Origin of the sequence: Longispora sp. NPDC051575 (assembly GCF_040681875.1) — a bacterium.
Taxonomy (GTDB): domain Bacteria; phylum Actinomycetota; class Actinomycetes; order Mycobacteriales; family Micromonosporaceae; genus Longispora.
The window spans coordinates 205,025-230,449 of the sequence record NZ_JBFAZP010000006.1 but is presented as its reverse complement, the minus strand read 5'-3'; the positions used below and the strand labels follow the sequence as shown (position 1 = coordinate 230,449).

At 72.7% G+C, this 25,425-nt stretch carries 27 protein-coding genes; 13 read left to right on the top strand and 14 right to left on the bottom strand.

Annotated elements, in window-relative coordinates:
* Positions 1 to 29 precede the first annotated feature (29 nt).
* Genes AB0M43_RS18580 through AB0M43_RS18565 form a run of 4 tightly spaced genes read left to right on the top strand, consistent with a single transcriptional unit; the run spans position 30 to position 6,050 of the window.
* The gene (locus AB0M43_RS18580; RefSeq protein WP_363726176.1) at positions 30 to 1,604 is read left to right on the top strand and encodes an AMP-dependent synthetase/ligase; all 1,575 of its coding nucleotides are present in this window, start codon (positions 30 to 32) and stop codon (positions 1,602 to 1,604) included.
* Positions 1,597 to 2,703, top strand: a complete 1,107-nt coding sequence (locus AB0M43_RS18575; protein WP_363726174.1) for an acyl-CoA dehydrogenase family protein — start codon at positions 1,597 to 1,599, stop codon at positions 2,701 to 2,703. The genes AB0M43_RS18580 and AB0M43_RS18575 overlap by 8 nt, the downstream gene beginning before the upstream one ends.
* A complete protein-coding gene (locus AB0M43_RS18570) occupies positions 2,703 to 3,914 on the top strand; it encodes an acetyl-CoA C-acetyltransferase (protein WP_363726172.1) in 1,212 nt (403 codons plus the stop codon). Before AB0M43_RS18575 ends, AB0M43_RS18570 begins: the two co-directional genes overlap by 1 nt.
* 3 nt (positions 3,915 to 3,917) lie before the next feature.
* On the top strand, positions 3,918 to 6,050 hold the full coding sequence (locus AB0M43_RS18565; protein ID WP_363726170.1) for a 3-hydroxyacyl-CoA dehydrogenase NAD-binding domain-containing protein: 2,133 nt from the start codon (positions 3,918 to 3,920) through the stop codon (positions 6,048 to 6,050).
* Between the two features lie 58 nt (positions 6,051 to 6,108).
* Here AB0M43_RS18565 and AB0M43_RS18560 read toward each other — a convergent pair whose 3' ends face one another.
* Positions 6,109 to 6,675, bottom strand: a complete 567-nt coding sequence (locus AB0M43_RS18560) for a hypothetical protein (protein ID WP_363726168.1) — start codon at positions 6,673 to 6,675, stop codon at positions 6,109 to 6,111.
* A 58-nt stretch (positions 6,676 to 6,733) separates the two neighbouring features.
* Between AB0M43_RS18560 and AB0M43_RS18555 the strand changes: the two genes are divergently transcribed.
* Positions 6,734 to 7,864 carry an FAD-dependent monooxygenase gene (locus AB0M43_RS18555; protein ID WP_363726167.1) on the top strand — a complete coding sequence of 377 codons (1,131 nt, stop codon included), beginning with the start codon at positions 6,734 to 6,736 and terminating at the stop codon, positions 7,862 to 7,864.
* Positions 7,861 to 8,319: a hypothetical protein gene (locus AB0M43_RS18550; protein WP_363726165.1), complete on the top strand. Its 459-nt coding sequence runs from the start codon at positions 7,861 to 7,863 to the stop codon at positions 8,317 to 8,319. The genes AB0M43_RS18555 and AB0M43_RS18550 overlap by 4 nt, the downstream gene beginning before the upstream one ends.
* A gap of 162 nt (positions 8,320 to 8,481) precedes the next feature.
* Here AB0M43_RS18550 and AB0M43_RS18545 read toward each other — a convergent pair whose 3' ends face one another.
* The 4 genes from AB0M43_RS18545 to AB0M43_RS18530 form a co-directional block, all read right to left on the bottom strand.
* Positions 8,482 to 9,345 carry a hypothetical protein gene (locus tag AB0M43_RS18545; protein WP_363726163.1) on the bottom strand — a complete coding sequence of 288 codons (864 nt, stop codon included), beginning with the start codon at positions 9,343 to 9,345 and terminating at the stop codon, positions 8,482 to 8,484.
* Positions 9,338 to 9,835 carry a SigE family RNA polymerase sigma factor gene (locus AB0M43_RS18540; RefSeq protein ID WP_363726161.1) on the bottom strand — a complete coding sequence of 166 codons (498 nt, stop codon included), beginning with the start codon at positions 9,833 to 9,835 and terminating at the stop codon, positions 9,338 to 9,340. The genes AB0M43_RS18545 and AB0M43_RS18540 overlap by 8 nt, the downstream gene beginning before the upstream one ends.
* 180 nt (positions 9,836 to 10,015) lie before the next feature.
* Positions 10,016 to 10,231: a hypothetical protein gene (locus AB0M43_RS18535; protein ID WP_363726159.1), complete on the bottom strand. Its 216-nt coding sequence runs from the start codon at positions 10,229 to 10,231 to the stop codon at positions 10,016 to 10,018.
* Between the two features lie 25 nt (positions 10,232 to 10,256).
* Positions 10,257 to 11,180 carry an aminoglycoside phosphotransferase family protein gene (locus AB0M43_RS18530; RefSeq protein WP_363726157.1) on the bottom strand — a complete coding sequence of 308 codons (924 nt, stop codon included), beginning with the start codon at positions 11,178 to 11,180 and terminating at the stop codon, positions 10,257 to 10,259.
* A 108-nt stretch (positions 11,181 to 11,288) separates the two neighbouring features.
* On the opposite strand from AB0M43_RS18530, the gene AB0M43_RS18525 reads away from it, so the two are divergent.
* Positions 11,289 to 11,867, top strand: coding sequence for a DapH/DapD/GlmU-related protein (locus tag AB0M43_RS18525; protein ID WP_363726155.1), 579 nt, complete (start codon positions 11,289 to 11,291; stop codon positions 11,865 to 11,867).
* Positions 11,868 to 11,880: 13 nt separating this feature from the next.
* Here AB0M43_RS18525 and AB0M43_RS18520 read toward each other — a convergent pair whose 3' ends face one another.
* Positions 11,881 to 12,240 carry a hypothetical protein gene (locus AB0M43_RS18520; RefSeq protein ID WP_363726154.1) on the bottom strand — a complete coding sequence of 120 codons (360 nt, stop codon included), beginning with the start codon at positions 12,238 to 12,240 and terminating at the stop codon, positions 11,881 to 11,883.
* A 116-nt stretch (positions 12,241 to 12,356) separates the two neighbouring features.
* Here AB0M43_RS18520 and AB0M43_RS18515 point away from each other — a divergent pair, with 116 nt between their 5' ends.
* From AB0M43_RS18515 to AB0M43_RS18500, 4 genes are all read left to right on the top strand, one after another.
* Positions 12,357 to 12,656, top strand: a complete 300-nt coding sequence (locus AB0M43_RS18515; protein ID WP_363726976.1) for a GNAT family protein — start codon at positions 12,357 to 12,359, stop codon at positions 12,654 to 12,656.
* 86 nt (positions 12,657 to 12,742) lie between these two features.
* Complete coding sequence (locus tag AB0M43_RS18510) at positions 12,743 to 13,051, top strand: hypothetical protein (protein ID WP_363726152.1); 309 nt, start codon at positions 12,743 to 12,745, stop codon at positions 13,049 to 13,051.
* A 152-nt stretch (positions 13,052 to 13,203) separates the two neighbouring features.
* Positions 13,204 to 14,541, top strand: coding sequence for a hypothetical protein (locus AB0M43_RS18505; protein ID WP_363726150.1), 1,338 nt, complete (start codon positions 13,204 to 13,206; stop codon positions 14,539 to 14,541).
* A 34-nt stretch (positions 14,542 to 14,575) separates the two neighbouring features.
* Positions 14,576 to 15,118 (top strand): GNAT family protein, encoded by a 543-nt coding sequence (locus tag AB0M43_RS18500; protein WP_363726148.1) that lies wholly within the window; start codon positions 14,576 to 14,578, stop codon positions 15,116 to 15,118.
* A gap of 135 nt (positions 15,119 to 15,253) precedes the next feature.
* Here the strand turns inward: AB0M43_RS18500 and AB0M43_RS18495 are convergent, their stop codons facing one another.
* Both AB0M43_RS18495 and AB0M43_RS18490 read right to left on the bottom strand, forming a co-directional pair.
* Complete coding sequence (locus tag AB0M43_RS18495; RefSeq protein ID WP_363726146.1) at positions 15,254 to 16,006, bottom strand: alpha/beta hydrolase; 753 nt, start codon at positions 16,004 to 16,006, stop codon at positions 15,254 to 15,256.
* A 10-nt stretch (positions 16,007 to 16,016) separates the two neighbouring features.
* On the bottom strand, positions 16,017 to 16,658 hold the full coding sequence (locus AB0M43_RS18490) for a TetR/AcrR family transcriptional regulator C-terminal domain-containing protein (protein WP_363726144.1): 642 nt from the start codon (positions 16,656 to 16,658) through the stop codon (positions 16,017 to 16,019).
* Positions 16,659 to 16,729: 71 nt separating this feature from the next.
* Between AB0M43_RS18490 and AB0M43_RS18485 the strand changes: the two genes are divergently transcribed.
* Positions 16,730 to 18,277 (top strand): FAD-dependent monooxygenase, encoded by a 1,548-nt coding sequence (locus tag AB0M43_RS18485; protein WP_363726142.1) that lies wholly within the window; start codon positions 16,730 to 16,732, stop codon positions 18,275 to 18,277.
* 13 nt (positions 18,278 to 18,290) lie between these two features.
* On the opposite strand, the gene AB0M43_RS18480 is transcribed toward AB0M43_RS18485, so the two are convergent.
* Both AB0M43_RS18480 and AB0M43_RS18475 read right to left on the bottom strand, forming a co-directional pair.
* A complete protein-coding gene (locus AB0M43_RS18480; protein ID WP_363726140.1) occupies positions 18,291 to 19,166 on the bottom strand; it encodes a ribonuclease Z in 876 nt (291 codons plus the stop codon).
* On the bottom strand, positions 19,159 to 19,656 hold the full coding sequence (locus AB0M43_RS18475; RefSeq protein WP_363726139.1) for a GNAT family N-acetyltransferase: 498 nt from the start codon (positions 19,654 to 19,656) through the stop codon (positions 19,159 to 19,161). Before AB0M43_RS18475 ends, AB0M43_RS18480 begins: the two co-directional genes overlap by 8 nt.
* Positions 19,657 to 19,802: 146 nt before the next feature.
* Between AB0M43_RS18475 and AB0M43_RS18470 the strand changes: the two genes are divergently transcribed.
* Positions 19,803 to 20,894 carry a serine hydrolase domain-containing protein gene (locus tag AB0M43_RS18470; protein WP_363726137.1) on the top strand — a complete coding sequence of 364 codons (1,092 nt, stop codon included), beginning with the start codon at positions 19,803 to 19,805 and terminating at the stop codon, positions 20,892 to 20,894.
* 41 nt (positions 20,895 to 20,935) lie between these two features.
* On the opposite strand, the gene AB0M43_RS18465 is transcribed toward AB0M43_RS18470, so the two are convergent.
* From AB0M43_RS18465 to AB0M43_RS18450, 4 genes are all read right to left on the bottom strand, one after another.
* On the bottom strand, positions 20,936 to 21,343 hold the full coding sequence (locus AB0M43_RS18465) for a hypothetical protein (protein ID WP_363726135.1): 408 nt from the start codon (positions 21,341 to 21,343) through the stop codon (positions 20,936 to 20,938).
* Complete coding sequence (locus AB0M43_RS18460; protein ID WP_363726133.1) at positions 21,340 to 22,833, bottom strand: Hsp70 family protein; 1,494 nt, start codon at positions 22,831 to 22,833, stop codon at positions 21,340 to 21,342. The genes AB0M43_RS18465 and AB0M43_RS18460 overlap by 4 nt, the downstream gene beginning before the upstream one ends.
* Before the next feature lie 583 nt (positions 22,834 to 23,416).
* Positions 23,417 to 24,124, bottom strand: coding sequence for a response regulator transcription factor (locus tag AB0M43_RS18455; protein WP_363726131.1), 708 nt, complete (start codon positions 24,122 to 24,124; stop codon positions 23,417 to 23,419).
* Complete coding sequence (locus tag AB0M43_RS18450) at positions 24,117 to 25,316, bottom strand: histidine kinase (RefSeq protein ID WP_363726129.1); 1,200 nt, start codon at positions 25,314 to 25,316, stop codon at positions 24,117 to 24,119. The genes AB0M43_RS18455 and AB0M43_RS18450 overlap by 8 nt, the downstream gene beginning before the upstream one ends.
* Between the last annotated feature and the right edge of the window lie 109 nt (positions 25,317 to 25,425).

The window sequence follows — 25,425 nt, the reverse complement described above, 5'->3', positions numbered from 1 at the left end:
CTGTTTGCAAACTGACGAGGAGACCGTGGATGGAACCGGAAGAGGCCTACCCCGCGGCCCTCGCGGCGCCCACCCTCTGCGCGGCCCTGCGGATCACGGCCGCCGCCCGCCCCGACCAGATCGCCGTGCGCGACGCCGCCGGCACCCTCGAACTCACGTACTCCCAGCTCGTGACCCGGGCCGAGCGCCTCGCCGCCGGGCTCGCCGCCCTCGGGCTGCGCCGGGGCGACACGATCGCGACGATGCTGGTCAACCGGCCCGAGTTCCACGTCGTCGACATCGCGGCGATGCTGCTCGGCGCGGTGCCGTTCGCGGTGTACAACACGAGCTCGCCCGAGCAGTTGGCGCACCTGTTCGCCGACGCCGGGCCCCGGATCGTCGTCACCGAACCGCGGTTCGCCGACCGGGTCCGGGCCGCCGGGGTGCCCACCGTGCTCCTGGTCGACGAGCTGGCCGCCCTGGAGCGCGACGGGTTCGTCGAGGCCGAGGTCGGGCCCCGCGACCTGGTGACCCTGATCTACACCTCCGGCACCACCGGGCCGCCCAAGGGCGTCGAACTCGACCACGGCACGGTCCTGGCCCAGATCAACGGGGCCCGTGCCGCGCTGGGCATCACGGCCGGCGGGCGGACCGTCTCGTACCTGCCGATGGCGCACCTGGCCGACCGGTGGATCTCGCACTACACGGCCGTCCTGGTCAACGGCGGCACCGTCACCTGCTGCGCCTCGGTGGACGAGCTGCTGGCCACGGTGCCGGAGGTCCGGCCCACGGTGCTGTTCACCGTGCCCCGGCTGTGGCAGAAGCTCCGGGCGATGCTGGAGCCCGTGCTGCCCGCCGAGCTCACCCCGGAGGTCGGCGCGGCCGTCCGGGCCCGGATGGGGCTCGACGCGTGCCGCTGGCTGATCGTGGGCTCCGCGCCGACCCCGGTCGAGGTGCTCGACTTCTTCGCCGGCCTCGGGATCGAGATCCTGGAGGGCTGGGGCCTGACCGAGACCTCCGGCGGGGCGTGCGTGAACCGGCCGGGCGCCGTCCGGCGCGGCACCATCGGCCAGCCCTACCCGGGGCTGGAGCTGGCCCTCGCCGACGACGGGGAGCTGCTCTGCCGGGGCGACATCCTGGTCCGGGGCTACCGCAACGACCCCGAGGCGACGGCCGCGCTGTTCACCGCCGACGGCTGGCTGCGCACCGGGGACATCGGGACGATCGACCCCGACGGGTACGTGACCATCGTCGACCGCAAGAAGGAACTCATCATCAACGCGGCGGGCAAGAACATGTCCCCGGCGAACATCGAGAGCCAGCTGCGGGCGGCGAGCGCGCTGATCGGGCACGCGGTGTGCGTGGGGGACGGCCGGCCCTACAACGTGGCGCTGCTCGTGCTGGATCCCGTTCTGGCGGCGGAGCACGAGGACGTGGCGGGCGAGGTGGCGGCGGCGGTGGAGCGGGCCAACGAACGGCTGTCCCGGGTCGAGCAGATCAAGCGGTACGCGGTCCTGGACGCCGACTGGCAGCCCTCCGGGGACGAGCTGACCCCGACGTGGAAGGTGCGGCGGCGCGCCATCCACGCGAAGTACTCATCGGAGATCGAGGCCCTGTATGTCTGACCTTGACCAGCTGCGGGACCTCGCCCGGGTGTTCCTGGCCCGCGAGTCGACCCCGCACCAGCAGCGCTTCGCCGAACAGGGGCACGTCGACCGCGACCTGTGGCGGAAGGCCGGGGCCGCCGGGCTGCTGTGCCTGAGCGTGCCGGAGGCCTACGGGGGCGGGGGCGGCACGTTCGCCCACGAGGCGGTGCTGCTGGAGGAACAGGCCCGCGCCATGGACTCCAGCTTCGGCAACGCCGTGCACAGTGGGATCGTGGCGCACTACCTGGTGGAGTACGGCACCGGGGAGCAGAAGCGGCGCTGGCTGCCGGGGATGGCGTCCGGGGAGCTGGTCGGGGCGATCGCCATGACGGAACCGGGCACCGGGTCGGACCTCCAGGCCGTGGCGACCCGCGCGGTCCGGGACGGGGACGACTACGTCCTGACCGGCTCGAAGATGTTCATCACCAACGGGTACCTGTGTGACCTGGTGATCGTCGTCGCCCAGGCGCCGGGCGGGCTGTCCCTGCTCGTGGTCGAGGTGGGGGACTCCGTGCCGGGGTTCACCCGGGGCCGGCCGCTGCGCAAGATCGGGACGCACGGCCAGGACACCTGCGAACTCGCCTTCGACGGCGTGCGGGTGCCGGTGGCGAACCTGCTCGGCGACGAGGGCGACGGCATGGCCCAGCTCATGACCCAGCTGCCCCAGGAACGCCTGATCATCGCCGTGAGCGCGGTGGCCGTGATCGAGGGCGTGCTCGCCCTGACCATCGACTACGTGAAGCAGCGCGAGGCGTTCGGCCGGGAGCTGATCAAGTTCCAGAACACCCGGTTCAAGCTCGCCGAGTGCGCCACGGCCGCCCGGGTCGCCCGGGTGTTCGTCGACGACTGCGTCCGGAACCACCTGGCCGGCGAGCTGGACCTCCAGACGGCCGCGATGGCCAAGTACTGGACCACGGAACAGCAGTGCGCGGTCGTCGACGAGTGCCTGCAACTGTTCGGCGGGTACGGCTACATGGCCGAGTACCCCGTCGCGCGGGCCTATGTTGATTCCAGAGTCCAGAAGATCTACGGCGGGACGAACGAGATCATGAAAGAACTCATAGCGAGGTTTCTCTGATGACCGAGGCATTCATCTACGACACGCTGCGCACCCCGCGCGGCCGGGGCAAGAAGACCGGCTCCCTGCACGAGGTCAAGCCGGTGACCCTCGCCGTGGGCCTGCTCCGGGCCGTCCTGGAGCGCAACCCCGGGCTCGACCCGGCCCGGATCGACGACGTGATCATGGGCATCGTGTCCCCGCTCGGCGACCAGGGCAGCGTGCTGCCGAAGATCGCCGCGCTGGCCGCCGGGCTGCCGGTGACCGTGGGCGGCACCCAGCTCAACCGGTTCTGCGCCTCGGGCCTGGAGGCCGTGAACATCGCGGCGCAGAAGGTCCGCTCCGGCTGGGACGAACTGATCCTCGCCGGGGGTGTCGAGTCCATGTCCCGGGTGCCGATCGGCGCGGACGGCGGCGCCTGGTACGCCGACCCGGAGACCAGCCACCAGGTCGGGTTCGTGCCCCAGGGCGTCGGCGCGGACCTGATCGCGACCATGGAGGGCTTCTCGCGCACCGATGTCGACAGCTACGCGCTGGAGTCGCAGCGCAAAGCCGCTCTCGCGCGTTCCGAGGGCCGTTTCGACAGGTCACTGGTGCCGGTGCTCGACCGCAACGGCCTCACCATCCTCGACCACGACGAGTTCATCAAGCCGCAGAGCACCCTGGAGGGCCTCGGCAACCTGCCCGCCTCGTTCGAGGTGATGGGCCAGGTCGGCGGCTTCGACGCGGTGGCGCTGCAGAAGTACCCGCACGTGGAGCGGATCGACCACGTGCACGGCCCCGGCAACTCCTCCGGCATCGTCGACGGCGCGGCCCTCGTCCTCGTCGGCAGCGCCCGCGCCGGCCAGGAACTCGGGCTCACCCCGCGCGGCAGGGTGGTGTCCGTGGCCGTCAGCGGGGCCGACCCGGTCATCATGCTCACCGGCCCGATCCCGGCCATCGAGAAGGCGCTCGCCAAGGCCGACCTGACCATCGACCAGATGGACCTGGTGGAGATCAACGAGGCGTTCGCGGCCGTACCCATGAAGGTGGTCCGGGATCTGAAGATCGACCCGGAGAAGGTCAACGTCAACGGCGGGGCCATCGCGCTCGGCCACCCGCTGGGCGCGACCGGCGCGATGCTCGTCGGCACCGTCCTCGACGAGCTGGAGCGGCGCGGCCAGCGCTACGGACTGATCACCCTCTGCGTCGGCGGCGGCATGGGCGTCGCGACGATTATCGAACGGATCTGACGGATGACCTTCTTCCACTACGACCGCGACGCGGACGGCATCGTCACCCTCGCCCTGGACGACGAGGGCGCCGTGCCCACCATGGACGCCGAGTTCCGGGCCTCCCTGCGGGCCTCGGTCGACCGGCTGGTCGCCGAGGAGGACCTGCGCGGCGTCATCGTCACCTCGCGCAAGCGGGCCTTCCTCGCCGGGGCCGAACTGACCGAGTTCCTGGCGGCCGGCCCGGGCGCCGGGGCGTCGGCTGGTCCGCCCACGTCGGCCGCCGCGCCCACGTCGGCCGCCGCGCCCACGTCGGCCGGCACGTCCGCCCAGGTGCTGTTCGACATGCTCACCGAGGTCAAGGCCGACCTCCGCCGGCTGGAAACCCTCGGGAAGCCCGTCGTCGCGGCCGTCAACGGCACGGCCCTCGGCGGCGGCCTGGAACTGGCGCTGGCCTGCCACCATCGGATCGCCTCGGACGACCCGCGCGCGGAGTACGGGCTGCCCGAGGTCATGCTCGGCCTGCTCCCCGGCGCGGGCGGCGTGACCCGGACGGTGCGGATGCTCGGACTCGCCGACGCGCTGATGAACGTCCTGCTGCGCGGCCAGCGGCACCGGCCCGCCGCCGCGCTGGAGGCCGGGATCGTCGACGAGCTCGCGCCCGGTTCCGAGGTGCTGGACCGGGCCAGGGCCTGGATCCTGTCCGACCCGGAGGCCTCCCAGCCCTGGGACCGGCCCGGCTACAGGATGCCCGGCGGCACCCCGTCCAGCCCGAAGCTCGCCGGCACGCTGCCCGCGTTCGCGGCGACCCTGAGCCGGGAGCTGAAGGGGGCCGACTATCCCGCGCCCCGGGCGATCCTCGCCGCCGCCGTGGAGGGCGCGCAGGTCGACGTCGACACGGCGTTGCGGATCGAGAGCCGGTACCTCGTCAGCGTCGCCACCGGCCAGATCGCCCGGAACATGATCGGCGCGTTCTTCTTCGACCTCCAGGCCATCAACAGCGGGGCCTCGCGCCCGGTCGGCCCGCCGCGCTGGAAGGCCACGAAGGCGGCGGTCCTGGGGGCCGGGATGATGGGCGCCGGCATCGCGTTCTCCTGTGCCAAGGCCGGGATGCAGGTCGTGCTCAAGGACGTGACCCTGGAGGCCGCCGAGCGCGGGAAGGCCGCGGTGGCGAGGATGGCCCGCCGCACCCCGGAGATCATGGACCGGGTGCTGGCGACCGATTCCGTGGCCGACCTCGCCGGCTGCGACCTGGTCATCGAGGCCGTCTTCGAGGACGCCGCCCTCAAGCAGCGGCTGTTCGCCGAACTGGAGCCGGTCGTGGCCCCCGGCGCGCTGCTGGCGTCCAACACGTCCTCGCTGCCGATCACCGAACTGGCCACGGCCGTCCGGGCGAGTGAGAACTTCGTCGGGCTGCACTTCTTCTCGCCGGTGAACAAGATGCTGCCCGTCGAGATCGTCCGCGCCGACAAGACGAGCGACGAGACCCTGGCCAGGGCCTATGACGTGGTACTCCAGATCAGGAAGACGCCCATCGTCGTCAACGACCGGCGCGGCTTCTTCACCAGCCGGGTGTTCGGGGCCTACGTCCTCGAAGGGCTCGCCCTGCTCGGCGAGGGCGTACCCGCCGCGACGATCGAGCAGGCCGCCCAGCAGGCCGGGTACCCGGTCGGGCCGCTCGCCGTGATCGACGAGGTGACGCTGACCCTGCCGTACAAGCTGCGCCAGGAGACCCTGAAGGCGGCCGAGCGCGACGGGTTCGCCTACCCGCACCACCCCGGCGAGGCTGTGCTGATCCGGATGGTCGAGGAGTTCGGCCGCAAGGGCCGGTCCACGGGCGGCGGGTTCTACGACTACCCGGAGGACGAGCCGAAGGCGCTGTGGCCGGGGCTGTCGGCGTTCGGCGGGCCGGAGGCTGGGGCGGTCGCGTTCGGGGAGATCCAGGACCGGCTGCTGTACGCGCAGACGGTCGAGACCCTCCGGTGCGTCGAGGAGGGGGTCGTCGCGGCCGGCCCGGACGTGAACGTGGGGGCGATCCTGTCGATCGGGTTCCCGCCGTGGACGGGCGGGCCGCTGCGGTTCCGGGACCAGACGCCGGGGTTCGCGGACCGGGCGGCGGAGCTGGCGGAACGGTACGGGGCGCGGTTCGCGCTCTGAGTGGGGGATGGTCCGGGCGGTGACTCCGAGGGGGGCACCGCCCGGACCCTTTTCCGCCTCAGCCCCCGGTCGCCTCCCACGCCCCGACCACGACCCGCACCCGCTCCCGCAGCCCGTCGACCTCCACCGGCACCGCTCCACGCACCAGCTCGTCCACGAGCAGTCCGTCGAGCAGCGCGATGAACAGCCGGGCCCGCTCCGGCGTCCCGAAATACCGCGCCCCCCGGGTCAGGAAGCCCTGCGACAGCGCGCCCCCGACGGCGCCCAGCTCCTGGCGGGCCTGCGGATCGAGCATCAGCAGCATCCGGGCGCGGCTGCGGGCCCGGGCCGGCCCGAGCCAGTGGGTCAGCAGCTCCACGGCCAGGTCGGCGACGGGTTCGGGGGGCGCCGACAGGGCGCGGGCCGCGACGCCCTCGACGTCCACGGTGTCCAGTGCGGAGATCCGGCCGAGGACGGCGCCGAGCAGCGCGCGCCGGCTCGGGTAGTGGTAGCCGCACGTGCCGGCGGGCAGTCCGGCGCGGGTCTCGACGGCCCGGTGGGTCAGGGCGCGCAGGCCGTCGTCGCCCACGAGGCCGATCGCGGCGTCGGCGAGCAGGGTCTTGCGATCTGTGTCACTGGTACGCACCACCCAGATGCTACAGGCGTAGTGTTCGCTACACCTGTAGTGGAGGGCTGGTGGTGTGATGCGGCACAAGGGGCACGCCGTCGTCGTGGGCGGCGGGATCGGCGGACTGGCCGTGGCGGGCGCGCTCGACCGGAGCGGCTGGCGGGTGACCCTGCTGGAGAGACAGCCCACGATCGGGGCCGCCGGGGCGGGGCTGCTGCTGGCCGCCAACGCGGTACACGCCCTACGGGCCCTGGGGCTCGGCGGACGGGTGGCCCGGATCGGTACCCCCGTGGCATCGGTCGGGTTCCGGCGGCCCGACGGCAGCTGGCTCAGCCGGATCGACCCGGCCCGGGTGGCCGCCCGGCTCGGCGCGCCCACCCTGGCCGTGGCCCGGCCCGCCCTGCACGCCCTGCTCCTCGACGCGCTGGGCCCGACCGTCGACGTGCGCACCGGCACCGAGGTGCGCGTCCTTCCCGACGCCGACCTGGTCGTGGGCGCCGACGGCATCGGCAGCGCGATCCGGGGCCTCCTCGCGCCCCGGTCCCTGCTCCTCGACACCGGGCACGTCGCCTGGCGGGCGCTGGTCCCCGCCGGGCGAGCCCCGACCGGCGCCACCTTCGGCGAGACGCTCGGCGCGGGTCTGCGGTTCGGGTGCGCGCCGCTGGGCCCCGACGGCGTCTACTGGTACGCCACGGCCCCCGGCCCCGCGCGCAGCACCCCGCCGGCCGCACAGCTCCGCGAACTCGCCGACCGGTTCGCCGGCTGGCACGCCCCCGTCGGCGACCTGATCGCCGCCACCGACCCGGCCGACCTGCTGCACCACCCGCTCGCCGGCATCCGCGTCGTACCCCCCATGGCGGTCGGCTCTGTCGCCCTGGTCGGCGACGCCGCGCACCCGATGACCCCGAACCTCGGCCAGGGCGCGTGCCTGGCGCTGGAGGACGCGGTGACCCTCGCCGCCCTCCTCGGCACCGACGACGTCGCCCCCGCGCTGGCCCGCTACGACCGCGAACGCCGCCCCCGGGCCGCCCGGATCGTCCGGCGGTCCCGGTCGGCCGGCCGGTTCCTCCAGGCGGGCTCGCCCCTCGGCACCCGACTGCGCGACCTGGCCCTGACCGCGACCCCGGCCCGGTTCGCCGAGTCGGGCGCGGTCGCCCTGGCCGGCTGGACACCCCCCACCCTCCCCGAAGGAAAGGTCCTGCCATGAAGACCCTCACCCTGTTCCGTGTCGGCGCCTGGTCCTGGGTCGTCACCGGCGTCGGCCACACGGTGCTCGACACCCTGATGTCGCTCCGCCCGACCCCGCCGGAGGACGAGGCGATCACCGCCGCGATGAAGGCGCACACCCTGGAGATCGGGGGCATCGCGCGCAGCACGAGCGACCTGCTCAACGGGTTCAGCATCGCGACGGGGGTCGCGATCGCGCTGGTCGGGGTGCTGTTCCTGATCGTGGCCCGGTCGACGTCCCCGCTGGTCGGGGTCACCTGGCTCGGGCTGGGCGCGTCGCTGGTCCTGCTGGCCGTGGCGGCGGTGCTGCTGCCCAGCCCGCCGATCGTGCTGTTCTCGGTAGCCAGCCTCGGGTTCGGGCTGTCGCTGGTCGCGCGCCGACGGCCAGCTTCGCTGACCCCGGCCGCCGAGCAGGGCGCGGCGCGGGTCGCCTGACACCTGGGCGGTGCGCGCTGAACGGCCCCGGGCGGTGCGCCCGGAATTGGCCAGGGCGGTGCGCCCGTAAACGGCCCGGGGCGGTGACCTGCGAGGTCACCGCCCCGGGGCCATGTCGCCGGTCGAGCCGGGGCGGGCCCCGTGGCCCCGCCCCGGAAGTGCCTAGCGCAGCACCGCCGCCCGCTCCACCGCCCGCGCCGCGATCTGGCGGAGCACCGGCTCGTGTCCGGCGCCCGTCTCCCAGCCCAGGTCGGCGACCACCACGACCACATCGCCGATCCGGACGAGTACCGCGTAGGTCTGCTGCTCGCCACCCGGCTTCCCGGGCAGGTACGTCACGTACTTCGTGTTCCGCAGCACCACCGAGTCGTCGCCCAGCCCGGCCGACCCGAGGATCTGCCACGCGCCGGAGCCCGCCCCCGGCACGCCCGGGCACCGCCCGACCTGCTCGCGTACCTCACCGAGGAACGCGGCGGCGCCACCCGCCCGGTAGATCGACACCCGCTCCTGCACCGTGCTCACGATGCCCTGGCCCAGGCGCTCCAACTCGTCCGGCAGCGCGAGGTGCCCGGACAGCCGCCGGGTCTGCGCCCGCTGGCCCTCGCTCGGGTACCCGCCGCACACCGACAGGGTCATCGCCCCGTACTCCGCGATGGTCTCGGTGTCGATGTCCGCCGCCGCCGAGCCCAGCTTGAGGTCCGAGGCCCGCAGCATCGCGCCGTCCGGGATCGGCCCCGGATCCGGCACCCGGGAGGGACTGGCGCTCGCACTCGGGCTCGGGCTCGCGGACGGGCTCGCCGACGTCGAGGTCCCCGGCGGCGGCGGCGCCGGACGCTCCCCGCCCGCGAACGAGGACACCCCGAACGCCACCCCGCCGACCACGGCCAACGCCGCGACCCCCGCCATGATCGCCGTCCGCCGGGTCCTCCGCGCACCCCGCCGACGGATCGCCGCGGCGCCGGGCATCAGTACCGACTCGGTGTCGTGGGTCAGGCCACCGAGGGCATCAGTCAGTTTCTCAGACATTTTCGGTCGCTTCCCATGAGTCGGTGAGCAGTACTGCCAGTGCGGAGCGGCCCCGGGACAACCGGGCCTTCACGGTGCCGGCCGGCGTGGACGTGGCCTCGGCGATCTCGGCGACGGACTGCCCACACAGGTGGTGCAGCACCACCGCCTCCCGCTGGGCGGCCGGGATCCGGGCCAGCGCCGCCATGATCGCCACGTTGTCCGGCGAGGGGCCGGCGCTGACATCGGGCTCGGCGAGCCGGACCCGGGCGGCGAGCCACCGTTTGGCGGTCCGCCAGGTGCCGGCGGCCAACCGCCAGCCGACGGTGCGGACCCACGCCTCGGGGTCGTCGTAGGTCGAGAGCCTGCCCCAGCGTTGCCAGGCGCGGGCGTACGCCTCCTGGGTGACGTCCTGGGCCGTGTTCAGGTCCCCGCAGACGGCATAGAGATAGGTCAGTACCCGCCGGTGGGTGTCCCGGTAGAACTGGTCGAAGCTTTCCGTTCCGCTCATGCGCGCCGTCCTGTTGTCGGTCTACGCAGTCATACACACGGCACGCGCCGGCCGGTTGCACGCGCCAGGGACGGAGTTTCGGGTCACAGACCGAGCCCTGAGATCAACCCCATCATCCGATTACGAGTGGGGCGGCCCCCGACGCGCATCAGCCGATCCGCGGCATGTCCCCCCGCGTACTCACTGCGAGCCGCCACCGGACCCTGAGTCCGACCCGGAGCTGGACGTGTCCGGCACGACGATGATCGTGGAGTCCTGCCCGAGACCGTCGTAGGCGCGTGGCCCCCGGGGCGCTTCGCGCGTGTTCTGCAGGCGGCGGACCCTGACGACCTTCTCCACCCCGAAGACCAGCGCGACGAACACCAGGGCGGCCAGCCCGAGAATGGCGAGATCCATCGATCGAGTGTACGTGCGCGGGCCTCTACGCCAGCCCCGCCGCGTACTCCCCGAGGATGCCGTCCAGGACCCGCCGCGCGTCCTCGGCGTCCTCATCGACGTCGTCCACCGAGTACGCGCAGGTGGAGAGGGTCTTCCACAGCGCCCACCCGCGCCCCCGAGCCCACTCCGCGTCGTCCACGCCGAGCGCCGCCCGGAACACCCGCCGCCCCTCGACGGTCAGCAGCGTCCACGCGACCGCCAGGTCACACGCCGGATCGCCGACCCCGCAGGTCCCGAAGTCGATGACCGCCGCCAACCGCCCGCCCCGGACCAGCAGATTGCCCCGCGCGACATCACCGTGCAACCACGACTCGGCCCCGTCCCACGGCGTACCCAGCGCGTCCCGCCACATTTCGGCGACCAGATCCCCGTCGACACGGCCGGCCAACGCCGCGAGCGCCTCCCGCACGATGTTGTCGAACGTCCGCAGGGTCCCGCCCCGGAACCAGTTGTGCGTCCCCGGACGCGGACCGTACGCCGGATCGACCCGCCGCAACGCCGCCAGGAACCCGGCCAGGTCGCCCGCGAACCGCACCGGGTCGGCGATCCGGTCGGCGCGCGCCGTCTCGCCGTCGAGCCACGAGTAGACCGACCACGGGAACGGGTACCCCTCACCGGGTTGGCCCTTCGCGACCGGCGTGGAGACCGGCAACGGCAGGCGGGGCGCCAACTCCGGCAGCCACCGGTGCTCCTTCTCCACCGCCAGCGCGTACTCCGCCGCGCTCGGCATCCGCACCGACAACTCCGCCCCGAGATGGAACGTGAAGTTGTCCCAGCCGCCCCGCGCCACCGGAGTGACGGGCAGGCCGGCCCACTGCGGGAACTGCGCGGCCACGAGCCGACCCACCAGCTCGGCGGAGACGTCGACGCGCTCGGGCGGGGCACCCAGATCCGGTGTGTCACTCACAGAGGAGGAGTCCTTGTCTGCCGACGGTCAGTCGTCAGAGCACATCAACAGGCCCCGACCCTGTCAACGACATTCCCGCCCCGGCGGCAGGGACACGACAATGGTCGAATGATCAACGACCGCTTCCTGCCCATCCACGATCCCGAGCTCCTCGCCAGGGGCGAACGGGTCCTCGGCCCCGACTTCAGGGCGATGAGCGAGCGGGTACTCCACGTCACCGAGCTGACCTCGCGCCTCAACGTGCTGCCCTTCGACGACGAGGCGGGAAAGGCGGCGCTGTTCGCACAGATCCTGGGCCGCCCACTCCCGTCGAGGGCCACCATCTATCCGCCCTTCTACACCGACCACGGCCTCAACCTGGACCTGGCCGGGCGCGTGTTCGTCAACCAGGGCTGCACGTTCCTCGACTACGCTGGGATCCGGCTCGGTGAGGGTGTGATGGTCGGTCCGAAGGTCACATTCATCACCATGGGCCACCCTGTGGACCCCGACGAGCGGCGCCGGTTCCTCACCGGAGCGCCCATCGACGTCGCGGAGAACGTGTGGATCGGTGCCGGCGCGATGATCCTGCCCGGCGTCAGCATCGGCCGCGACGCCGTGGTCGCCGCCGGGGCGATCGTGGCCGACGACGTGCCGGCGGCGAGTCTGGTCGCCGGACAGAAGGGCACGGTGCGCCGGAGTTGGTAGAAGGTGGGCCTTTTCAGCGTTCGAGCAACCTGGTGAGCACCTGTGGGCGGAACCAGGCCACGTAGCTCAGCGCCAGGCCCGCGACGAAGTACGGCACGTTCGAGAAGCCGCCCGCGCTCTCCGCCTTCTCGTCGGCGTGGCCGACCACCCTGCACAGTTGCCCGTGCCGGTAGAGGACCTGGACCTGGTCGCCGACCTTGCGCTCGCGGGCCTTCGGATCGCCGAGGATGTGCGCGGCCTCGCAGGTGTCACCGTCGGAGGTGGAGAAGCGGGCGAGGTAGTACGGGGTGCGGGAGGTGTTGAGTTCGTCGATGGAGGTGATCTGGGCGGTCACCCGCGCCGGGGCCGGTGTGTTCCAGGAAAACACGTCCATGAACAGCAACCCCCCGGACATGAGCACCCACGTCGTAGAGACAAACCTAGCGATGAGGATCACCCTGGAGGTGTGCTGCGCCATGCGTCCAGGCTAGGTGGGCGCGGCCGGCGGCACTGCCCCGTTTCCTGCGGGCTGCGACACACAGAGGCCCCCAGCCCGCGCCCCGGCCACCCCCGCGACACCCCGGCCGGGACTGGCGGGGGCGGGGACTGGCGACCCGGGCGGTGCTGCTGGTGTGCGGATATGCGGCCGGGGTGGGTGCGCGGGAGGCCGTGATCCAGGTGGAGCCGGGGAATCCCGCGTCTGCTGCGGTCGCGCGGCGGGCCGGGTTCGCCCCGGGTGGGCGGAGACGACGCTTGGACGGCACAGTGTTCGACTGGCACACCAGGGACCTGCACGGCGACGTCCCCTAGCACCCGGACGTCCCCCAGTTCGAACACATCCGGCCGACCCGTCCCGGACCGGTGCCCTGGCTTAGGCTCGGGTGGTGGGGAGCAGCGTGAGCAAGTGGCTGGTGGGCGATCGGCATGTGGCGTCGCTGGTGGTCGTGAGCGGGGATTTTCCCTGGCTCCACGGCCGGATGGAGCCGGGCCCGGACTTCGCGCTCGCAGCGGAGTACTTCGAGCCCGGGCCGGCCGACGGGAGATGGCTGGCGGACGAGGCTCTCGCGGCAGCGGGACACCCGACCTCGACCTGGCTGCTGATCGACGAGGACGACGACGAGCCCTGCTATCTGCACGCGCTCGTGCTGCGGGAGGGCGACACGGTCTCCTGGCGCTTCGGCCTGGCCCCGCTCGAACTCGACTAGACAAACGTCCTGAGGGCGACTCCGGCGGGTGGGCGGCTGCGTCGTAGGTGCCGTCGTTGGGACGTCGTTACTGCCGACTTCCCCGGACAATCCCTGTCAACCCGTGCGGCGCGCGCCTACTGTCGACTCAGGATCGTCATGCGGGAGGTTCGATGGTCGGCGCTCCGACAACCATGCGGGTGCTGCTCAGCCGCAGGCACTGGCAGCGCTACGAGACGTTCCTGATCCAGTTCGAGCGGACGGCGAAGGCGCTCGCCGAACAGGAGGGAAACGGCAGCCTGGCGCGGTTGACGGTGTCCCAGCGGCAGTTCGAGCGCTGGTATGCCGGCGTGCTCAAGACCCTGCCGCGTCCCGACCAGTGCCGGGTGTTGGAGGCGATGTTCGCGTTGCCGATCGCCGAACTGCTCGCGCCGCACGACCTGGCCGAGATAGCCGAGAAGAGGACGCTGCCCGCGGTGGCCGAGCCTCTGGACCTGGAGAGGCAGGTAACGATGGCGGCACGCAGAGCGCTGAGGTTCACAGCGCTGGCCGAGAGCAGTAGCGTCGGGCCGGAGACGGTGGCCCAGCTGCACGACGAGATCTCCCGTCTGGCGGCGGCTTACCCGCGACAGCCGTTGTCCGAGATCATGGGCGACCTGGTCGAGGTGCAGGACCTGTTGTTCCAACTGCTCGACCAAGGGCGGGTCCGGCCGAACCAGGCCCGAGACCTCTACCTGCTCGCCGGGATCGGCACCGGCATGCTCGCCAAGGCCAGCCACGACCTGGGGGACGCCCGCTCGGCGATGACGCAGGCCCGCGCCGCGTTCGTGTGCGCGGACAACGCCGATCACCCGGGGCTGCGTGCCTGGACCCGTGGCCTCCAGTCGCTGATCAGCTACTGGGCCGGTCAGCCCGAACACGCGGTCCGCTACGCCGAACTCGGCATGGCCGCCGCCGAACAGGTGGCCGGCACCTCCCGGACATGGTTGGCCTGCCTCGCGGCCAGGGCCCACGCCACGTTGGGTGATGTCCTGACGACGTCGGCGCTGGTCAGGACCGCAGACGCGAGCCGGGACCAACTCATTGCCGACGACCTCGATGCATACGGCGGGATCATGACGTTTGCGCACCCCAGGCAGCTCTACTACACCGCTGCTGCCCTGGCCCAGCTTCCTGACAAGCCTGCCGGCACGTTGGCGAGGGCGGAGGAGTCTGTGCGGGCCTATGAACAGGCGAGCCCCGACGAGTGGGCCTTCGGGGATCAGGCTGGCGCCCGCAACGCCTTGGCGGTGGTCCGGCTGTCGTCAGGGGATCTCGACGGGGCGGTGGGCGTGATCGGATCAGTGCTGGACATGCCGGTGGAGCAACGGATCCACGGCGTTCTCGTGAGTGTCCGCAAGGTCCACACGACGCTGTGCGAATCCCATCTGCGCAACGCTTCGGTGGCCCGGATAGCGCGCCAGGAGATAGAAACATTCACGGCCACTTCGGCTCGGTCCATCACCGCATGACTTCAGCCAGCGCCAGGCAGTAAGGTGCGTCGGTATGTACCCTGTGTCGCTAGCAGGCCCTCGCCTTTGTCTTCGCGAATTCAGCGTTCAGGACGTAGCGGGAATCCATGCGATCTACGGCGACGCCGAGGCGACCCGCCACTTGAGCTTCGAGCCCAGAAGCGCTGAAGAAGTAGAGAACCTGATAGCCAGGGTGATTGCTCTCGCGGGTGAAGAGCCGCGCGCCGAGTATTCGCTGGCAGCCGTGAGCTGCGATGACGACGCGGTGGTGGGCTTCGCCCGGCTGGCCGTCGAAAGCCCCCACTCGGCAACCATCGGGTTTGCCACCCGCGCCGACTCATGGGGGAAGGGGCTCGGTACAGAGATTGTGGGATTGCTCTGCACCCTGGGATTCGAGCACCTCGGCCTTCACCGCATCTGGGCTGCTCGCGCTCCCGAAAATGCGCCTTCCGACCGGGTGCTCCGCAAAGCCGGCTTCACCGAAGAGGGGCGGATCCGGGCCCACGTGCACGTGCACGGCGCGTGGCGGGACTCCGTTACCTACTCGATCCTGCGGCCGGAGTGGGAATCCGACTGAGCATTCCCGCAGCGGGCCGCGCGACGTGGCAGCCCTCCGAGCAACCGATGCGCGCCCGGCGCCGCCCCACTCGTAACCAGATGATGGGGTTGATCTTCATGCGGCCGGCGCGGGGCGCTCGCCGGGTCTCGGGTGCTACCGGCTGGGGTCGAGGAAGGACTCGATGACCGTGGCCAGTTGGACCGGGGTTTCGTGCATCGGGTAGTGGCCCGCGTTGGCCATCGCGCACAGCTCGGCGTTCGGGTAGTGCGCGAGGAAGGTGGCGTCCATCAGGGCCGGGGCGACCGCCGGGTCGTGCTCCCCGACGATCACCTTGACGGGTACCGGGTTGCCCGCGATCTCCGGCGCGAAGTCCGCCCGGCCCCACTCGGCCAGGTACGCGGCGAACGCGTCGCGGGAGGAGGTCGCCACCGAGTGCGCGACCATCGCGTCCAGCCAGGCGCCGCTGTTGCGGTTGCCCGTGGTGAAGTCGATGATGATCCGCCGGTTGTCGGGGGAGTCGGCCGCGCCGGAGAACAGGGCCCAGCCGGCCTCGTCGAACGGGAAGCCCGAGGCGGGGATGGGTGCGACGCCGACCAGCCGGCGGACCCGGTGCGGGGCGTCGGCGAGGATCCGTTGCGCGGCCGTGCCGCCCATCGAGTGGCCGACCAGGGAGAACGTGTCCCAGCCGAGGTCGTCGGCGAGGGCCAGCGTGTCGGCGGAGATCTCCGCGAGGGTGTACTCGCCGGGCTCGTCCTTGCGCGTGCCGTAGCCCCGGTAGTCGGGGAAGGCGTACGTGAACGCCGTCCCGTCCAGGTAGCGGGGGAGTGAGCCCCACTCGTCGCCGGTGCCGAACCAGCCGTGCAGCGCGATGACCTTGTGCTCCCCGGAGCCGTGCAGCGTGACCATAGGCGGGAGTCTATCGGGCCGCACTGTGGACGGCGCGCAACCCGGCGAGGATGACGTGCAGCCCGGCCTCGAACGCGTCGTCGGTGTCGCGGTCGAACACGTCCGGCATCGCCCGGGCGGTGAGCGGGAAGCGTTCCGGGTCCACCAGGGTGGCGACGGATTCGTAGGGGTTCGCGTCCTGGTACGCCGTGCCGGCCCTGGCCTGCTCCTCGATCGTGAAGCCGATCGTGTAGTGCAGCAGCGCGGGGTAGCTGCGGGCGGCGACCCGCAGGTCGAAGCCGGCGTCGACGAGGGTGCGCAGGGTCAGTTCCATCTTGCGGAACAGGCCGGGGTCGGTCACGTGTGTGCCGGCGAGGACCCGCGCGCCGTCGCGGTGGGCGAGCATCACCCGGCGCAGCCGGCGGACCTCGTCGCCGAGCCATTCGTCCCAGGGCACGTCGCGGCCGGGGAGTTCGAGGTCCGCGCCGGCCTCGGCGAGCATGATCGCGGCCATCGCGTCGAGGAGTTCCTGTTTGTTCTTCACGTGCCAGTACAGCGCGGGGGCCTTGACCTCGAGTTCCGTCGCGACGAGCCGCATGGTGAGCCCGTCGAGGCCGGCGTCGTCGAGCAGCCGGAGGGCGGTGCGGGCGATCAGGTCGGCGGTGAGCTTCACGCTTGACAGCTTAACACTGTTCACTGCATCCTTAACGACGTTAAGGGCTTAACGTTGTTAAGGAGATCGTGATGACCGAAGTACTGATCGCCGGGGCCGGACCGACCGGCCTGATGCTCGCCTGCGAACTGCGGACCGCCGGAGTGGACGTGCTGGTGCTCGACCGGCTGCCCGGGCGCGGTGGCGAGTCCCGGGCCGGCGGGCTGCACGCCCGGACACTGGAGGTGCTCGACCAGCGCGGCATGCTCGCGCCGTTCCTCGCCGCCGGGCGGGAGGTCGCGGCCACGCACTTCTCCGCGCTGTGGCTGGACATCAGCGGGTTCCAGACGCGGTACCCGTACACGCTGATGCTCGTGCAGACCGAGGTGGAGCGGCTGCTGGCGGAGCGGCTGGCGGCGCTGGGCGGACGGGTGCGGTGGTCGGCCGAGGTGGTGGGGGTGCGGCAGGACGCCGACGGGGTGGACGTGGAGCTCGGCGGGGGCGAGCGGATCCGGGCGAGATACCTGGTGGGCTGTGACGGCGGGCGGAGCACCGTCCGCAAGGTCGCCGGCATCGACTTCCCCGGCACCCCCGCGACCCTCACCGCGCTCCTCGCCGATGTCCGGCTCACCGACCCGCCGACCGGCCTGGTCTTCCAGGAACGGCGCGAACACGGCGACTACTCGGTGCTGCGGTTCGGCCCCGACTGGTACCGGGTGATGACCACCCAGCACGACCGGGTCGCCGACCGGGACGCCCCGGTCACCTTCGAGGACGTGCGCGCGGCCATGCTCCGGATCGCCGGCACCGACCACGGCATGCACAGCCCGAGCTGGGTGTCCCGGTTCGGTGACGCGGCCCGGCAGGCCTCGCGGTACCGGGAGGGCAGGATCCTGTTGGCCGGCGACGCGGCGCACATCCACTATCCGGCCGGCGGGCAGGGGCTGAACACGGGCGTGCAGGACGCGGTGAACCTGGGCTGGAAGCTGGCCGCCGCCGTGCGGGGCCACAGCCCGGCGGGCGGACGGGACCTGGAGGCGGCCGACGGGCGGGATCACCACCTGCTGGCCCGGTGGGCCGACGACCTCCTCGACAGCTACGGCGCCGAACGGCACCCGGTCGCGGAGCGGGTCCTGGACAACACCCGCGCGCAGACCGCCCTCGCCCGGCCCGGACCGCACACCGACGCGCTGCGGGCGACCTTCCGGGACCTGATCGGCATGGCCGAGGTCAACCGGTCGCTCACCGGCATGATCACGGCGCTGGACCTCCGCTACGACCTGGGCGAGGGCCACCCGCTGGTCGGTCGCCGGGTGCCCGACGTGGACCTGAAGTCCGCCGGCGGCGACCTGCGGCTGTTCGAGCTGCTGCACGCGGCCCGGCCGGTGTTCCTGGACCTGGGCGGGGCTCCCGGCTGCGCGGAGGTGGCCGGGGAGTGGGCGGTCACCGTGGTGGAGGCGCGGTCGGCGGAGGACGCGTGGGGGATTCCCGTGATCGGGGAGGTGCCGGTGCCCGGGGCGGTACTGATCCGGCCGGACGGGCACGTGGCGTGGGCGGGCGGTTCGGTGCCGGAGCTGCGGGCGGCGCTGGGGCGGTGGTGCGCGCCGCTGGTGGAGACCCGGTCGGGCGGCGCGGCGTAGGCCCACGGAGGAGTCAGACCCGGCGGGGCACCGGGATCCGGTCCAGGTCGGCCGCCACGTACAACTCCCCGGAGAACTCCTCCCGCGCCTCCGCCTCGAACGACCCCAGCTCCGGGTACCGCTGCGAGAAGTGCGTCAACACCAGCGCCCGCACCCCGCTCTCCGCCGCGATCCGAGCCGCCTGCCGCGCCGTCAGATGCCCCACCTCGGCGGCCAGCCCGGCCTCGGCGTCCAGGAACGTCGACTCGATGACGAGCATGTCGACCCCCTCGGCGAGCGCGTACACGCCGTCGCACAGCCGGGTGTCCATCACGAACGCGAACCGCTGCCCGCGCCGCACCTCGCTGACCTCCGCCAGCGCGGGCCCGCCCTCGCGGATCAGCGCCGCCACCGCCGGGCCGGAGATGCCGCGCGCGGCCAGCTCGGCGGGGAGCATCCGCACGCCGTCGGGTTCGACCAGCCGGTAGCCGAAGGCCTCCACCGGGTGGTCGAGCCGGGCGGCCGACAGCCCGCCGCCGAGCGGGCCGTCCCCGGTCACCGGCTCCTCCACCAGGGTGGCGCGTTCGTGGAAGGCGGACGCGTACCGCAGGCGGTGGAAGTACTCCGCGCCCGAGGCCGGGTAGTGCGCCGTCACCGGGTGCTTGACCTGGTCGAGGGACAGGCGCTGCACGATGCCGGGCACCCCGAGGCAGTGGTCGCCGTGCAGGTGGGTCACGCACAGCCGGGTGATGTCGGAGGCGGCCACTCCGGCGTACTGCATCTGGCGCTGGGTGCCCTCGCCCGGGTCGAAGAGCAGGCCCTGGTCGTCCCAGCGCAGGAAGTAGCCGTTGTGGTTGCGGGTCCGGGTCGGCGCCTGGGAGCCGGTACCCAGCACGACCAGCTCACGCATACGTGTACCTCACCTGGGTGGTCTCCACGTCGCCGAGCATCCCCGTCCGCCGGGTGCCGTCGGGTTTCCAGCCGCACTTCCCGTAGAACGCGATCGCCCGGTCGTTGCCGTCGAGGACCCACAGCTCGAACGCGTCGTGGCCGCGCGACCGGAGCGCGTCGAGGGCGGCGGCCATCAGGAGCCGGGCGACGCCGGTGCCGTGCGCGGGCGGGACGACGTGGATCGCGCACAGCAGGCCGCGGCCGTCCCCGCCGGGGCCGACGTAACAGAAGCCGACCGGGGCGCCGTCGCGTTCGGCGAGCAGGAGCTGATGGGTACCGGCCTCGCGGGGCAGGCGCTCGGCCCAGTAGGCGCGCATCGCGTCGGGGTCCATCGCCGCGAGCGCGTCGGGAGGCAGGATCCGGGCGTAGCCGGCCCGGCGCGCGGCGGAGTGCACCGCGCCCACGGCGGGCACGTCGTCGGGCCCACCGGGCCGAATGATCACCGACATCCGTCGAGCCTACGACGGTCCCGGTAGGGGACCGGGCGGGGTTCGCGCGCCGGGGTCGAGGGGTCCCGCGTCCGGGATCGGCCCGGCCGGTGGGGAGGCCCGAAAAGAAGTGGGGCGAATCATGTCGTTCTGGCAGGGTGGCCCGCATGATCGATAACTTGCGGGCCACGGTGCAGCACCGGATCGACGCCCTCGTCGCCTCGGGCCGGGAGGTCGGCGTGCAGGTGGCGGCGTACCTGCACGGGGAGTTGATCGTCGACGCCTGTGCGGGGACCGCCGACCTGTCCACCGGCCGGCCCGTCACCCCCGACACCCCGTTCTTCAGCTACTCCACGGGCAAGGGCCTCGCCGCCACGGCCGTGCACGTCCTCGCCGAGCACGGCCACCTCGACTACGACCTGCGGATCGCCGACGTGTGGCCGGAGTACGCCCGGCACGGCAAGGGTGCCACCACCCTGCGGCACGCGCTCGCCCACACGGCCGGTGTCCCGGCGCTGCCCGCCGACACCACCCCCGAGGACTTCGCCGACTGGGAGGGGATGTGCGCGGTGCTGGCCGACAGCGTGCCCGAGTGGCCGCCCGGCGAGGGGTACGGCTACCACGCCTGGACCTTCGGCTGGCTCGTCGGCGAGGTCGTGCGCCGGGCGACGGGGCGGACCCTCGCCGAGGTGCTCGCCGAGGACGTGGCCGCGCCGCTGGGGGTGGCGGGGGAGCTGTTCTTCGGCGTACCCGACGGGGATCTCGACCGGCTCGCCCGCCTGGAGGAACGCGACTGGGCGGCGACCCTGGACCACCTGAGCGCGCACGTCCCGCGCTTCGACCGGCTCGTGCCGCCCGGCGTGCGGATGGACGCGGCCCTCGGCAACCGCCGCGACCTGCTGCGCGCCGATCTGCCGGCGACCGGCACGGTGACCGCCCGCGCGGTCGCCCGGATGTACGCCGCGCTGCTCGGCGAGGTCGACGGCGTCCGCCTGATCTCCCCGGACCGGCTGCGCGAGGCGCTGACGGTGACCCACCACGGGCCGGACTGGGCGTTCGGCCAGGAGTCCCCCATGGGCCTCGGCTACGCCCTGCTGGAGGACGGCACCGTGTTCGGCACCAGCGGCCTCGGCGGCAGCCTGGCCTACGCGGTCCCCGGCTCGGGGCTCACCGTCGCGGCGACGAAGAACATGCTGGCCTACGGCGACGGCGACCCCATGGAGGAGCTGCGGGTACTCATCCAGGAGGCCGTCGCGTGAGGAGCCGTGCGGTCCGGCCGGGCCGCCGGACCGCGCGAAGATCACAGACCTTCGTCGGGTACGAGGAACCCGTCGGCGCCGTCGAGCACCACCTGCACCGGCAGGAACCCCCACCCCCAGCCGACCGCCCGCTCCGACAGCGACCCGCCCCGGACCGGCGGCTCGAACAGCCCCCGCCCCGGCCCGGTCGGCGCCCGCCCCGGAGCCGCCGGTTCGAACAGCGACCTGCCCGGGTCCGGGGCGCCCGCGTCCGGCGCCCCGCCCGGGGCCACGGGCTCGAACCCGCCCGGACCGTGCCCGGCGAGCGCCTCGGTCAGTTCCTCGCGCACGGTGCCCACGAACCCGGGATCGGGCCCGTCGTACCGGTCGAGCCGTTCCACGAGCCGGGCCAGCGAGCCGAGCATCCGCAGCTCCTCCAGCCGGGCCAGCACCTCTGCGGGCGCGGTCACCGCACCCCCAGGTGGGCGAGCGCGGCCTCGCTGGCGGCCAGCCGGTCGCCATCGAGGTTGGCCGGCCGGTCGAGGGCGACGGCGCCCAGCGGCCGGTCGTGGGTGGCGTCGATGGTCTCGACGTGCGCCACGCCGTCCACGTCGTAGGACATCACCACCCGGATCGGGGCCTCGTCGGGCAGCCCGGGCGGCAGGGCGAGCACGCTGCGGTGCAGGACGGCGACGTGCTCCGGATCGGAGTCCTCGCCCTCGGTCACGGAGGCGTGCAGTCTGCTCTGCCGGGGCTGCACCGTCACGAAGGTCTCCTCGTACCGGCACGGGACCGGGCTGTTCCGGGGGATGATGACGAAGTTGGTGAGCTGGCCGGTGTCCGCATCCAGGGCGATCGTGCCCAGCGCCTGCGAGGTGACGTCGGTGACCGTCACCGTGGGCCGGGGCGCCGTCAACGAGCCGGCGATCACGGCCGCCCCCAACGCCACCGCCTCGTCGGGGTGCACGCCGGGCTCCGGTACCCGGTGGGTCAACCGGCTGATCAGGTCGCGGACCATGGGCATCCGGGTGCAGCCGCCGACGAGGAGCACCCGGTCCACGTCGCGCCAGGACAGCTGGGCCTCGTCCATGACGGACTCCAGGAGCAGTTCCGTCCGGTACAGCAGCCCGGCCGACAGGTCCTCGAACTCGCTCCGGGACACCTGGAACGAGTACGTCCGGTCCCGCACGGTCAGCCGGACCGAGGCGGTGTCCGCTGTGGACAGCCGGATCTTCGCGGTCTCGCAGCGCTCGCGGAGTTCGGCGGACAGCACCGGGTCGCGGGTGACGTCGGGGCCGCCCTGCTCGATGATCCGCGTCGCCAGGTACCCGATCAGCAGGTTGTCGAAGTCGCACCCGCCGAGGTGCCGGTCCCCGTCGGTGGCGATCACCTCGTAGTCGCCGTCGACCACCCGCAGCACGGTGGCGTCGAACGTGCCGCCGCCCAGGTCGTAGACGAAGAACACGCCGTCCTGGCCGGAGTGCGTCCCGTAGCCGACGGCCGCCGCGGTGGGCTCGTTGACCAGGCGGTGCACGGTGAGCCCGGCGAGCCGGCCGGCGTCGCGGGTGGCCGTGCGCCGGGCGTCGTCGAAGTACGCGGGGACCGTGATCACCACGTCGCGCACCGGCCGGCCGAGCGCGGTGGCGGCGTCCTCGGCGAGCCGGCGGAGCAGGAGCGCGGAGACCTCCTCGGCCCGGTACCCCCGACCGTCCGCGTCGACGTGCACCGCCGCCGCCTCGCCCATCCGGCGCTTGACGAACTGCACGCAGTCGCCGGGCCGGCTCGCGGCGGACCGCCGGGCCAGGGTGCCGACCAGCACCCCGGTGGGACTCTCGAACAGCACGACGGACGGGGTCAGCCGCTCGCCGTCCCGGTTGACCAGGAGCTCGGGCCGGCCGTCGGCGGCGAGCGCGGCGACCGCCGAGTACGTGGTGCCGAGATCGATCCCGATCACCTCCACCGGGCGCCTCCCCGCAGCCGGGCGAGTTCACCGGTCGACGTGACGACTTCCTCGGCGAATAGTGGCGGAGATACCGGAAAAGACAATGTTTTGTTATCGGTGAGTAAACATCGGGAGCCGTGAGGAAAATTCATTTCAGCTTGTGCCAACCAATTTCCCCGTTTCTCCGAGTGGCGCTTCGCAGTCCGACGTTGTGCCTGGTCAGGGGCGCTCGCAATGCGTGGGGTGCCAATGATCTCGTCATGGTCGATCATGATTGGAGAGTCCAATGCTTTCGGCGCACGGATAACTGTGCCGGATCATATCCACGGACGTCGGGATCGAGGAGTCGGCCGAGTGGGTGAGGTCAACCAATTCCCCATGACGAAAACGGAACGACTGGGCGGGTGCGGAGAAAGCCGGACCGTGATAGGCGTCCGCCCACTGTGGACGCGCTTATCCCTGGCGTGCCGGACACCGGTCTCCGGATTCTGCCCGGGGTGCTTCGAGATGCGACGAGCGCACGCCGGAGACCAGCGGCTACCGATGTGGAGCGATCTGCGGACCGCCGCCTACCAGGCGATCGACGACCGACCCGGGAAACTCAGGCGGAACCCTGGGGGGTGATCAGGCCGCTCTCGTAGGCGGCGACCACCGCCTGGGCCCGGTCCCGCAGCCCCAGCTTCCCCAGGATCCGCCCCACGTGCGTCTTGATGGTCTGCTCCGCGATCACCAGCTCGGCGGCGATCTCCCCGTTGGACAGCCCGCGCGCGATCAGCACGAGCACCTCGGTCTCCCGGGCGGTCAGCGCGCCGATCGCGGCGGGCGGCGGACCGCTCGGCCGGCGGGCGAACTCCGCGATCAGCCGGCCGGTCACCCTCGGGGCGAGCAGCCCGTCCCCGGCGGCGACGATCCGGACCGCCTGGATCAGCTCGGCGGCCGGCGCGTCCTTGAGGAGGAAGCCGCTGGCGCCGGCGCGCAGGGCCTCGTACACGTAGTCGTCCAGGTCGAACGTCGTCAGGATGAGCACCCGGACCCGGTGCGGTTCCGGCCGGTCCGGGCCGCCCGCGCCCGTCGCGGTCCGCGCGCCGTCGGTCTGGTCCAGGATGATCCGGGTCGCCTCGATGCCGTCCATCACGGGCATCCGGACGTCCATCAGGACCACGTCCGGCAGGGTCCGCTTGGCCACGGCGACCGCCGCCGCGCCGTTCTCGGCGTCCCCGACGACCTCGATGTCGGGCTGCGCGGCGAGGAGCGCCCCGAAACCCTGCCGCACCATGGCCTGGTCGTCGACGATCATGACCCTAATCATCGGTATACGGTAGCCGGGCGCTGACCCGCCAACCGCCGTCGGTGGTGGGGCCGGCCGCCAGCTCGCCGCCGAGCATGCCGACCCGTTCGCGCATCCCGACGAGGCCGTGGCCCGGCCCGGAGTGCGTCGTGGGTCCGTGCGGGGAGACCCCGTTGGACACCAGCAGCCCGAGCCCGGCCGGCTCCCGGTGGACCTCCACGGTCACCGCCGCCCCGGGCGCGTGTCGGCTGGCGTTGGACAGGGCCTCCTGCACGATCCGGTACCCCGTGAGGCTGACGCCGGCCGGCAGCACCGCCTCCCCGGTGACGGTCGCGTCGACCCGCACCCCGGCGGCCCGCGCGGTCTCCAGCAGGCCGCCGAGCGCGTCGAGACCGGGCTGCGGGGCGCGCTCGGTGGCGGCGTCCTCGCTGCGCAGCACCCCCAGGAGCCGGCGCATCTCCGTCAGCGCCTCGCGGGCCGCGTCGCCGAGCTCGGCCAGCTCGGTGGTCGCGGACTCGGGCAGGTCCGGGATCCGGTACGGCGCGGTCTGGGCGCGCACCGTGATCATCGACAGGTGGTGCGCGACGACGTCGTGCAGTTCCCGGGCGATCCTGGTCCGCTCCTCCAGGACGGCGCGCCGGGCGTGCTCGACCTCGGTGCGCCGCTCCTCGACCTTGAGCCGGCTCTGGGCCTGGCGGCGGCGGCCGATCTGGTAGCCGAGCAGCAGGAGCACGACGACGGGCACCATGCACGCGGCGACGTTGTCCCGGTCGACGAACAGCGCGATGGGGACGAGTGTCATCAAACCCACCCAGGTCACCACGCCGGCCGTGTTCCGCAGCGCCACCACGAACAGCACGACCAGGCCGATCAGGATCTGGGCGGGGTTCCACGGCCAGGGCTGGTTGTCCAGATACGCCCGGGCGAGACCGCCGAGCAGCATGCCGGCCGCCATGACCCGCCACGCCCACAGCGGCCACCGGACCACCAGCGCGAGCGGCAGGCAGCTGAGCACGGCGAGCACCGGGTCGCGCAGCGAGTCCGGGTTCCTCTGGGAGTTCAGGAGCGACCAGGTGGACCACGCCAGCAGCGCGGCCGCCACGACGAGCAGCACCCGCGCGTTCCGCCACCGGGGGATCGGCGGGCCGCTGTCGCGTCCGGTCCACAGCGCGAAGAGCAGCGCGCGGCCGACCGTCTGGAACAACTCCCTCATGTCTCCGCAGCCTACGGGCCGCGCGCGCCCCCGACATCGGACCACGGAGCTACCACCCAGGTACCACCAGCGGCCGGCGGGCCGGGCCACGACAGCGCCCGCCGCCTAC